Below are 10,329 nucleotides of genomic sequence, written 5' to 3'. Positions count from 1 at the left end.
CCCCGGGCCCCGTCCAGCTCCCCCGTTCCTCCCCCATGCACAGAACGTTACGGCCAGTGACGGTTCGTAACGCGGGCGGGTCCGGGGAAGCGAGTGCGCCTCAGGCGGACCCGCGAGCACTCTGCTTACGTGCGACCTCCTGGAACGCCTCCTTGAAGGCGTCGAAGCGCTCTTCGCCCATCGCCCGCCGGTGTCGTCGCTCGATGCCGGCGAGGATGGCGCGGGCCTTGGCGATCTCGTCGAGCCCGTGCTCGGTGGGGACGATCCGCTTGGCGCGGCGGTCCGCGGGGTCGGGTTCGCGGCGGACGTAGCCGAGCGCGACGAGCTCGTCCACGATCGTGCCGACGATCTGCTTGTGCTGCCCGGACCGGGCCGACAGCTCGGTGGCCCGCACGCCCGCGGGGTCGAGGAACGCGAGGACGGTGCCGTGCCGCGGCCGGACGTCCGGATGCCCCTGCTCGGCCAGGCGCTCGAACAGCTCCTCCTGCAGCGCCCGCATCAGCCGCCCGGCCAGCATGCCCAGGTCGGGAGCACCGGATTCCGCGCTCATGAGCACCTCCCGTCAAAGTAGTCACGAAGCTTGACTATCAATAATCGTGACTGTATCTTACCTCACAGGAAGCCATCCACCGGACGGCCGCGGCAGAGCCGCCGGCGACGCCGGACAGTTGAGGGAGACCCGTGATGGGCAACGAGATCGACACCTACGTCGCGACCAAGCTCGACCCCAAGTACACCGAGATCCTCGCCTCACTGCGGACGCTCATGGCCGAAGGCGCACCCGGTGCCGCCGAGTGCCTCACCTACGGCTCGCCCGCCTGGCGTGGCGACAGGATCCTCACGGTGATCAGCCAGAGCAAGACCCACCTCACCTTCGCGTTCGAGCGCGGCGCCGAGTTCGACGACGAGCACGGCCTGCTGGAGGGCGTCGGCAAGAAGACCCGCCACGTCAAGATCAGGACACTGGACGGGATCGACGAGGACGCCCTGCGCGGATACATCTCCCAGGCCGTCCGGCTCGACCAGGGCTGAACGGGCGGCCGGCCCGGCCGAGCCGGACGGCCGGGCCGGCCGCCCGTTCAGCGGGTGCGGATCACCGCCTCGCCGTAGGGGACGAGGCGGACGGGCCCGATCAGCCCGTACGCCTGGCGGGACGCGGTGCCGTACACGTCCGGGTCGTGGACGCGGAGCCGGTTGTTCAGCGTCGTGGCGACCTCGACCTCGATCGTGTTGCGGCCTCGCCGCAGGTAGGGGCCGGCGTCCACGGCCGGGACGAGCACGCTGACCGGCGGGAGCCGGCGGCCGTTGATTCTGACGCGGCAGGTGTCGAAGACCTCGCCGAGGTCGAGCACGGCACCGTCGCCGCCAGGCCAGTCCACGGTGGTGGTGTAGGTGCCGATGCCGGAGACGTCCGCGAGGCCGGGGATCTCCGGCCACGGCTTCAGCGCGTCGAGCCGCAGGTCGTGGCGTGCGGTGCCGCCCGGGGTCATGTCCTCGACGCGGAGCCGCCAGGACGTGAGAGTCCGCGCCTCCGGTACGGCGCCGATCCGCGTCTTCACGGTGCGGCCGTCGGACAGGGTGGTGGTGTAGGTGCCGGCCGTGGTCGCGCGGGCGATCAGCCGCCGCCCGTCCACGCGGACCTCGGCGTCGGAGGAGCGGGCGGACGGCGCGTGCCCGCCGCGCGCGAACATGACCACGGTGGCCTCGGACGGCCGGAGCGCGACCCGGAGCGTGACCCTGTCGCCGTCCTCGCGGTAGACGGCGATCGGCTCGACTTCGCCCGTCCACAGGTCCAGCCGGTGCGGGACGGCCCCGCGGTCGGACCGCGTGAAGGTCACCTCGTGGTCGATCGCCGCCACCGGCGGCTTGACGTTGTCGGCGTGCTTGCCGTTGCACAGGTAGAAGTAGTCGGTGCGCCGGTCCTGCCGGTGGGCGGTGAGCAAGGTGGAGCCCTGCGCGTAGCTCACCTCGGGGCGTAGGCCGAGGTCGTCCAGTGCGCCGGGGACGTCCTCCTCCGCGGCGACGTTGCGGACGCGAGGCTGCGCGAACAGGTCCTTGAGGACCGCCCGCAGCCGCTCGTTCTCGCCCTCGCGCGCTATGCCCGGGACGGTGGCGGCCGACCAGTCGCCCATGAAGACCAGCGGCAGACCGGCTTTCGTCAGCTTCAGCATGGTGCGGGCCGTGCCGAGAGGCAGCGTGCACTCCTTGCCGGAGAAGCGGTCGCCTTCGACGAACAGGACCTTGTAGGCGGGCCCTTCCGGCGCGAGCCGCCCACCGGACACGGTCGCCGACGGAAGTTCGAGCAGCGGGGCGCTGACGAACTGGTGCGTCCAGCCCAGCGGGACACCGCTCTTGGTGAACCATCCGGCGCCGATGCCGGTCTTGGTGTAGCCCTTCTGCCGGAAGACGGCCACGTCGACACGGCTCTTGCCCGCCTGCATGGTGTGGTGGATCCGTGCCAGGTATCCGGCCACGTCGGGGACGTGCCGCCACGTCGGCTGGCGCGGACCCCACGACTCGGAGTATCCGATACCGCCGTCGTAGGGAGTGAACCCGGCGAACCCCGGCCACGCGGCACCCGGCGCGGTGGCGTAGGAGAAGCCGTGCAGGCCGGTCTGGTTGAGCCCCGCCGCATAGGCACCGCCCATGGTGCGTAGAACCTTGTCCCAGGTCGTGTTGTAGGCGCCGCCCTGGTAAGCCCCCGCCTCGCAGGACAGGATGTGGCGTCCGCCCATGTCGCGGCCTCCGGCGAGGGCACGGTAGTCGTCGAGGTTCTTGAACCCGAGCGACTCCCCCTCCGGGACGTCCACGATGGCGGCGGTGTGGATGGCGTCGGTCTCCAGCCCGTAGGGCTGCGCACGGTATTCCAGTCCGATCGAATGCGCCCATTCGGCGAGCGCCTCGAAGTGGAATTCGTTGAACAGGTCGGAGACCGTGAGCCAGAAGTCGTGCCGGACGTGCGATGTCGTCGCCGCGTCGTAGGAGAACTTCGTGTCCTCGTCATGGCGGACGATCACCGGCAGGTACGGCATGAGGTCGTAGCCGCGCCGCCGCCTGAACTCGGCGGGCAGGTCCGGCGTCCAGTTGAGCGCGGCGGTCTCCAGCTCGATCGAGTCCTCGAACAGCGTCGCGCCCGCCCGCCTGATGAGCCGTCGGATGTCGCGGGTGAGCAGCCTCGCCTCCCAGAACGCGGTGACGGCCCGCGTCCCGGCCCGGCTGAAGTGGTCGACGACGTGGCAGTCCGGGGCGGAGTGCGGCCCGGACTCGGGCCGCTGCCCGCTGCCGCGCCGCCAGTAGGAGAGCAGCGCCCAGTCGCCGCCGGCCGGAGCGGTCCAGGAGATCCGCCCGCCGGTGACCTCCGTACTCAGGTCCGTGAACGAGTCCGGGTCGAGGCCGGTCTCGTCCCGGGTCCCGTTCGCCGCGTCGATCCGGACGGCGTGGACGGCGACGAGGTGCCTCCTGGTCACGCCTTCCGCGGGCGCCGCGACAGGTTCCGGCACCGGGCCGTCGTGGGTGGACCCGCCCGCGACCGTCACGGTCCCGTAGGCGAGTTCCTGCACGGCGGCCTCGTCGTCCGCCGTGATCGTCGGGACGGCGGCGGGCCAGGCGGGGCCGATCGTCAGGTCGACGGTGATGCCGCGCCGGCGCGCCTGGTCGAGCGCGGCCTCCACGCCCGCGTTCCAGGCGGGGGTGCCCCAGCCGTGCCCCGCCGGGTCCAAAACGGATTTGTCGTCGATGCTGTGGTGCACCGCGACGATCTCGGCCCCGCCGAACCCGGCGCCGGCGATCTGGTCGATCTCCCGCCGGATCTCGTCGGGGGTGACCAGCCCGTCCGGCCACCACCAGCGGAACCTCGGCCGCACCGCCGCCTCCGGCCGGGCGAAGCCGCGCGCGGCCCGTCCGCCGAGGGGACCCGGGGCCGCCTGGGCCGCCTGGGCCGGGGCGCCCAGCAGGCCACCCGCCGCCACGACGGCGGCGGAGGCGCCGGTTTGGAGAACCCGCCTGCGTGTGACCGCGTGCCCGTCACGAACTTCGTTCACCTATTTCCTCCTGGTTACCGAGATGGGGCCGGAGCCGACCGGGCCGATGGTGAGGAGCCGGCCGGTGGCGTCGCGGTCCGTGGCGCGGGGGGCGCGGGCGTGGGGTCCGGTGACGTGGACGTCGCGGGGGTCGGCGTCGCCCAGCTCGATGACGAGCCGGGCCGAGGTGTTGGGCGGCACCTCCACGTCCAGCCGGTAGCGCTTCTCCCGGTTCAGCGCGACGGCGACCGGGCCGCGGATCGTGGGGACGCGGCCGGAGAACCGGGTGAGGCCGCCGGGGCGGGGCCGGACCTCGATCTCGGCGGCGCCCGGCGCGGTGACCCGGACGCCGAGGACGTGGCGCGGGATCACGTTCGCGGGTGCGGAACCCCAGGCGTGGGAGAACGTCATGTTGGGCTTCAGGGACGGGTCCCACGCCTCCGCGACGACGGTGGCGCCGAGGTCGTCCATCATGTGCAGCCATGAGCTGAGGCCGGTGGCCGTCATCAGGCCGATCGCGGCCTCGGCCTGTCCGGTGGCGAACAGGGCGTCCAGGAGGAACTGCGCGCCGTAGACGCTGACCTTCATGCCGCCGTCCGCAAGGGTCCTGCCCAAGGCGCGGACGACGGAATCGGGGACCGTGCCGGGTCCGGCTACGCCGAGCGCGACCGGGTAGGCGGTCGCGTGCTGTGCGCTGTGGGTGGTGCCCACGCCGTCGACGAACCGTCCGTTCGAGGGGTCCAGAAGCTTCTTGCGCATGGCGGCGGCGAGCTTGTCGGCCCGCCCCCGCCATGTCCTCGCGTCGCCGGTCCTGCCCAACACGGCGGCGATGTCGGCCATGGCGGTGAACGCGGCGTACTGGCAGGCGTTGACGACGGTGTTGACTTCGGTGAAGACGTAGCCGTCCCGGTTGGACACCGGCCAGTCGACCAGGTCGCCGAGGTCGCGGCTGGACGAGCCGGGGTCCTTGTGGACGAGACCGTCGTCGCCCAGGTACGACGTCAGGTGCTTGGCCGCGAGGACGTCGTAGTCGGCCGCGAGCTGCTCGGGATCACCGGTGTGCAGGTAGTCCTGCCAGGCCGACATGACGTTCATCAGCCTGTACTCGGTCGGCCAGGTGTGGTTGCGCGCCAGGAAGACGTCGGACGCGCGGGCCAGCGCGTACGACCGCTGCACCCCGTACTCGGACGCCTGGTTGATCAGCGCGTCCCCCTCGTAGGGGCCGCGTTCGCGGGTCGGGGTGTCGATGTAGAGGTCGCCGCGCGTCGCCTCGATCGAGTAGCGGCACATGTCGTACACGCGGTCGAGGTCGGGATCGGAACTGGAGAACGAGGCGTCGGAGTCGCGCCAGCCGGCGCGCCAGGCCCGTCCTGTGACCGCGTGCGAGAGGTCGGGTCCGTCATCGCAGATGAGCTGCGCATAGCGGAACCCGCGATATCCCCAGTGCTCGATGGTCTGGCGGCCGTCGCGGAGCGTCCAGACCTCCCGGTAGGTGACGCCCGCGCGCAGCGCGTGCTTGACGGTCCCGTCGTCGTTCAGCTCTTCGCCGAGCCTCACTTCGACGGTCTGCCCGGCCTTTCCGCGCACGGAGATCCGCAGGCCGCCCACGATCTCCTTGCCGAGATCCACCAGCCACGTCCCGGGCGAGACCTTCCGCACGGACTCGGGCCGCACGTCGTGCAGCCCGACCGGCTCGATCAGCGCCGGCTCCAGCCCGCCGATCGCCGGCCGGGGCACCGCGGGCTCCCAGCCGGAGTCGTCGAAGCCGGGACCCGTCCAGCCGGCCGGCTCCTCCCGCATGTCCCAGTACTCCTGGGGGCCGTGGTAGAAGCCGGTGCCGAACGTCCCGCCGTCGCGCAGCATCCCGGCCTGGCGGCGCGCCTTCCACTTCGCGCCGCTGCGGACGGTCGTGGTCGTCCCGTCGGCGTAGGTGACGACGAGCTGGGCGAGGAACCGTTTGTCCTGGGTGGTGAAGGCCAGGGCGGCGAGCGCGTTGCGCCGTCCCGGCCTCAGCAGGCGGGTCACGTCGAACGAGTTGTAACGCGGTGCCCCGCGCCCATGGGGCGTGGACGCGAAACCGGCCACCTCGCCGTTCACCCAGACCTTCGCCGGGTACTGGCGCGTCGGTGTCGGCGACTGGGCCGCGACATGGAGCACGGCGGCCACGATCCATCTGCGCGACGGGGTGAACTCCGTGCGGAGCAGCGCCCAGTCGTCGTCGGGCGAACCTGCCGACGACAGGGTCGTCTGTCCCTTCTCCAGGGTCAGGGCGCCGTCGGCCACCGTTCCGGCGGAGAACGTGCCGCGTCCTTCGGTGAAGTCCTCGTCGATGACGGCTTCGCCGTCGGGGCCGGTGAAGGTGACGCGGTCCCAGACGTTCGCCTCGGTGGAACCGTTGCGCATCCCGACCGTGCCCGTCCGGTACGTCGCGTCGGTCGTGCCGTCGACCTCCGTGCCGTCGATCGACGTCGTGAACGTGGAGCCGGTCATCGCGATGGCGACGTCGTACCAGCGGCCCGTCTCGACGGGGACGGCCAGGCGCTTCTCCTCCAGGACCCGGTACGTGCCGTTCACGCACACGTGCTTCTTCAGCACGCCGGGCGTCCCGGCCCGGAGCTGCCACAGGTAGTTGGCGCTCGCCCCGGACGCCCGGAACCACAGGCTCGCCGCGGTCGAGGTGATCCGCACCCTGGCCTTGAGGACACCGTCCCCCGGGCTCGGCGCGGCGGACGTCCAGATCGGCTCGGCCGTCCACGCGCCGACGCCCGTGGCCAGCAGCGCCGGTTCGGACCAGCGGGACGACCGGTGCCCGTCGAACGTCCGGACACGCCACCAGTAGGCCGTCTCGGGCGAGAGCGCCGGGCCTCCGTACGGCACGGCGACGGAGGCGCCGGACGCGACACGGCCGCTGTCCCAGAAGCGCGGGCCGCGCTCCAGCCGGGCCGGGGTCGTCGCGAACTGGACCTGGTGGTGCGTCTGCTCCGTCCCGGGCCCGAGGTCGGCGACCTGCCAGCTCAGCCTGGGTCTGGCCGCCGTGATGCCGAGGCCGTCCGGCATGAGGGAGGCCAGCAGGCCGGACGGCGTGCGCCGCGCCGCCCCGCCCGCGGGGGCCGCCGCCGCGGTGCCGGCGGAGCCGAGGACGACCGCCCCGGTCGCCCCGGCCGCCGACGCGCCGAGGAAACGGCGCCGGGCCATGTCGTCGCGGGTCACGCGGCCTTCCCTTCGAACGTCCAGTCGCCGGAGCCGGTCTCGAAGACCGCCCGGCCGTTCTCGACGCCGATCCACGTGGCGTCCCTGGGGGCCCTGGGCCGCCCGGCCCCGGCCGGGAGGGGGATCTCGACGCGGGCCCTGGTGCCGGGCGGGACGGTGACGTCCAGGCGGAGCTTCCTGCCGGTGCGTCGCCAGGAGGCCGCCGCGTGACCGCGCGGCGTCTCGTAGGTGGCGGCGGCGCGGGTGATGTCGCCGACCACCGAGGGCCTGATGAGGAGGGTCTCGAACGCGACCGAGTCGTCGGCCTGGCCGAGTCCGGCGAGATGGGCGTGGAACCACTCGTCGATCGCGCCGAGCATGAAGTGGTTCTGGGAGTTGCCGGACGTGGGGCCGTCCCAGTTCTCGGTCAACGAGGTCGCGCCGTGGACGACCTGGTAGCCGTAGCTGGGGTTGCCGGTCTGCGTGGCGAAGGCGTGGATGACGTCGTCGCGGCCGGCGGCGGACAGGGCGTAGAACACCGACGGCAGCGAGATCTCGCCGACGGTCAGGTGGTAGCCGTTGTCCTTGATGCCGCCCACGAGGTGGGCGAGGACCGCGTCCTTCCTGCCGGACGGGACGACGCCCATGTCGAGCGCGAGCGCGTCGCACGCCTGGCTGCCGGAGCCGTAGGTGTCGCCGGTGGCGTACTTCGCGTGGAACGCCGAGCCGATCTCGCCCGCGAGCGCCTCGTACCCGGCGGCATCGGCGTCCTTGCCGATGACCTTCGCGATCCGGGCGAGGGCCGATACGGCCCGGTGGTAGCCGAACGTGGCGGTGACGCCCTTGGGGGTGCTGGTGTCGAAGGCGATCCAGTCGCCGAGACCGTAGTCGAGCAGATGCCCGTCCGCCTTCCCCGACAGGTAGTCGACGTAGCGGACCATGTTCGGGTAGTACGTGCGGAGCGTGGCGACGTCGCCGTAGGCGCGGTACATCTGCCAGGGCGCGAACACGATGACGTTGCCCCAGTTGGGGTCGTCCCGGAACCCGCCGGAGAACACTGTGAACTCGGGCGCGATGTCGGGGACGAGACCGTCCTCGGTCTGGGCCTCGGCGATGGTGCGGACGATCGAGCCGTAGTAGGCGGTGACGTCGTAGTTGCGGGCGACGGCGGGGAACACCAGGTTGGCCTGCTCCAGCCAGCCGAGCTTCTCGCGGTGCGGGCAGTCGGTGAGGACGGAGTACATGTTGCCCTGCACGGCCCGGTCGATGATCGTGTGGATGTCGTTGAGGAGGCCGTGGGAGCTGGTGAACGATCCTGACTTCTCGTTGGCGGCGCGCAGCACGATGCCGGTGACCGTGTCCTCGTCCGGCGGGGAGGGCAGTCCTTCGAGCTGCAGGTAGCGGAACCCGTGGTAGCAGAACCGGGGATGCCAGGTCTCGGTGCCGTCGCCGGACAGGGTGTAGGTGTCCCAGATGGGCGAGCCGGTGGTGTGCTGGCTGACGGTCCCGTCGCCGGCGAGCAGTTCGCCGGGACGCATCGTCACCTTCGTCCCGGCCGGGCCGCGGACGCGCAGCCTCGGCCAGCCGGCGATGTTCGTGCCGAGGTCGACGACGTAGACGCCGTCCCGCGGCTCGGTGATCTTCTTGGTGCGGAACTCGTCCACGGGCTCGATCGGCGGCGACGTGCGGGCCGCGAGGCTCGCGGTCGGCGACGCGACCTTCGTCGCGTCCGCCCACTCCCCCGGGGTCCGGCGGGCGTCGTGGTCCTCGCCGCCGTACCAGCTGGAGAACGTGGTGGCGCCGAGCGCCGTCCGCCACGACGCGCCGGAGGCGATGACGTCGCGGGAGCCGTCGGTGTAGGTGATCTCCAGCTGGCCCAGGAACGCCGGCTTGCCGTCGGAGCGGGTGAGCTTCTGGTAGCGGCCGGGCGTGGGCGGCACATGGGCCATGCCGGGGCCGAGTTCCACCCGCACGGTGTTGCCGCCACGGCGGAGCAGTCTCGTCACGTCGTAGGTCGAGTAGACGAGCCGCTTGCTGAAGGTGGAGTACGGCGGTTCCAGGACGGCGTCGCTGACCGGCCGTCCGTTGACCGTGATGTCCAGGACGCCGAGGGCGGTGGCGTACAGGCGTGCCGTGCGGACGCGCCTGCCGAGCTCGAACTCCCGCTTGAAGACGGGGAGCGCCTCGGGCGCGCGGTGCAGCGGCGGCGGCGCCTCCTGGCCCTCGACCGTGGCGGCCGTCTCGAACGCCTCGCCGTCGCTGGACGTCTGGACGGTGAAGTCCTCCGGGAAGTTGGCCGTCTTCTCGTCGTCGGTCGTCACGTCCGTGCGCGGATAGAGCAGGATCCGGTCGAACCGGCGCTCCTCGCCCAGGTCGATCCGGACCCAGATGGGCTCGGTGAGGTCCTGTTCCCTGCGCTCCATGCTCGTGTAGCCGAAGGGGGCGGCGTCGCTGGTGAGCGAGCCGTCGGTGACGGCCTTCGGCTCCCACTGGCCCGCGACGGTGTAGCTCTCCGACGCGGTCACCGGGGCCCCGAGCGCCAGGTCGGCGCCGGACGGCCCGTCCAGAACCCGGATCTCGGCGAGCTGGAGCCGCGACACCTCGTACGGCCAGCCCTCCTTGATCGGGAGACCGAGCCGGGTGACGTTCAGGCGGACGTACCGGGCGGAACGGGCGGTGAACGCGACCGTCGCCGCGACCGGCTCCGGGTCGGCCGACCACGCCTCGTTCCCGATCCAGTGGGCCGTCCAGTCGGCCGCGGAGAGCAACCCCATCTCGAAGTGGGACGGCTCGCTCCAGCGCGACGCGCGGCCCCGCTCGTCCCACACGCGGACCTGCCACGACGCGCGTTCGCGGGACTTCAGGGCGCGGCCGGCGTAGACGGCCGAGACCGCCGCGCCGGCGACCTTGCCGGAATCCCACAGGTCGGGATGTGGCAGGCGGCGGTCCGAGCTCGCGACGCGCACCTGGTAGGCGGTCTGGACGGCGTTCCGCGGCCCCGCGGCGTACCGCCAGCCGAGCGTCGGCTTCGTGTCGTCGATGCCGAGCGGGGACCGCAGGTGGTCCACGCGCGGATCCTCGGGACGGAGCGTCCGCGCCTTCGCGGTGCGGGTGGGGGCGG

General features: G+C 72.3%; 5 protein-coding genes. 1 reads left to right on the top strand and 4 read right to left on the bottom strand.

Going from position 1 to position 10,329, the window contains the following annotated elements; translation table 11 throughout:
- Window positions 1–100: 100 nt before the first annotated feature.
- On the bottom strand, window positions 101–550 hold the full coding sequence (locus E1281_RS31750; RefSeq protein ID WP_207943603.1) for a MarR family transcriptional regulator: 450 nt from the start codon (window positions 548–550) through the stop codon (window positions 101–103).
- A gap of 134 nt (window positions 551–684) precedes the next feature.
- Here E1281_RS31750 and E1281_RS31745 point away from each other — a divergent pair, with 134 nt between their 5' ends.
- A complete protein-coding gene (locus E1281_RS31745) occupies window positions 685–1,032 on the top strand; it encodes a DUF1801 domain-containing protein (protein ID WP_131883403.1) in 348 nt (115 codons plus the stop codon).
- Window positions 1,033–1,079: 47 nt separating this feature from the next.
- Here E1281_RS31745 and E1281_RS31740 read toward each other — a convergent pair whose 3' ends face one another.
- The 3 genes from E1281_RS31740 to E1281_RS31730 all read right to left on the bottom strand — a co-directional run.
- Window positions 1,080–4,040 carry a glycosyl hydrolase gene (locus E1281_RS31740; RefSeq protein WP_131883402.1) on the bottom strand — a complete coding sequence of 987 codons (2,961 nt, stop codon included), beginning with the start codon at window positions 4,038–4,040 and terminating at the stop codon, window positions 1,080–1,082.
- On the bottom strand, window positions 4,041–7,229 hold the full coding sequence (locus tag E1281_RS31735) for a family 78 glycoside hydrolase catalytic domain (RefSeq protein ID WP_207943602.1): 3,189 nt from the start codon (window positions 7,227–7,229) through the stop codon (window positions 4,041–4,043). It abuts the gene before it with no gap.
- The coding region (locus tag E1281_RS31730; protein WP_207943601.1) for a family 78 glycoside hydrolase catalytic domain at window positions 7,226–10,329 on the bottom strand (3,104 nt) is incomplete at its 5' end. The genes E1281_RS31730 and E1281_RS31735, both read right to left, overlap by 4 nt.

Origin of the sequence: Actinomadura sp. KC345 (assembly GCF_004348515.1) — a bacterium.
GTDB lineage: Bacteria > Actinomycetota > Actinomycetes > Streptosporangiales > Streptosporangiaceae > Spirillospora.
This window is presented reverse-complemented; position numbering and strand designations above follow the sequence as displayed.